1 rRNA gene is annotated in these 1,029 nt (G+C 56.4%); it reads right to left on the bottom strand.

Going from position 1 to position 1,029, the window contains the following annotated elements:
• Positions 1–18 precede the first annotated feature (18 nt).
• Positions 19–1,029: ribosomal RNA gene (locus ACFWDO_RS21510) — 23S ribosomal RNA — on the bottom strand; the annotation flags it as partial.

Here is a 1,029-nt window from a genome sequence, read left to right as displayed (position 1 = left end):
CCAAACAGTGTTTGGGTGTGTGTGAAGTTGTTGGCTTATTAGTACCGGTCAGCTCCGACAGTCTTTCGTCCTGTCTTCCACATCCGGCCTATCTACCCAGTGGTCTAGCTGGGTGCCTTCACCCCCGTGGGGGATGGAAACCTCATCTTGAAGCAGGCTTCCCGCTTAGATGCTTTCAGCGGTTATCCCTTCCGAACGTAGCTAACCAGCCGTGCTCCTGGCGGAACAACTGGCACACCAGAGGTTCGTCCGTCCCGGTCCTCTCGTACTAGGGACAGCCCTTCTCAAGTTTCCTGCGCGCGCAGCGGATAGGGACCGAACTGTCTCACGACGTTCTAAACCCAGCTCGCGTACCGCTTTAATGGGCGAACAGCCCAACCCTTGGGACCTACTCCAGCCCCAGGATGCGACGAGCCGACATCGAGGTGCCAAACCATGCCGTCGATATGGACTCTTGGGCAAGATCAGCCTGTTATCCCCGGGGTACCTTTTATCCGTTGAGCGACGGCGCTTCCACAAGCCACCGCCGGATCACTAGTTCCGACTTTCGTCCCTGCTCGACCTGTCGGTCTCACAGTCAAGCTCCCTTGTGCACTTGCACTCGACACCTGATTGCCAACCAGGCTGAGGGAACCTTTGAGCGCCTCCGTTACATTTTGGGAGGCAACCGCCCCAGTTAAACTACCCACCAGGCACTGTCCCTGATCCGGATTACGGACCGAGGTTAGATGGTCGATATGGCCAGAGTGGTATTTCAACGATGACTCCTCCCGACCTGGCGGCCGGGTCTCACAGTCTCCCACCTATCCTACACAAGCCACACCGAACACCAATACCAAGCTATAGTAAAGGTCCCGGGGTCTTTCCGTCCTGCTGCGCGTAACGAGCATCTTTACTCGTAGTGCAATTTCGCCGAGCTCGCGGTTGAGACAGCGGAGAAGTCGTTACGCCATTCGTGCAGGTCGGAACTTACCCGACAAGGAATTTCGCTACCTTAGGATGGTTATAGTTACCACCGCCGTTTACTGG

This window comes from Isoptericola sp. NPDC060185, from assembly GCF_042728595.1.
Taxonomy (GTDB): Bacteria; Actinomycetota; Actinomycetes; order Actinomycetales; family Cellulomonadaceae; genus Isoptericola.
This window is presented reverse-complemented; position numbering and strand designations above follow the sequence as displayed.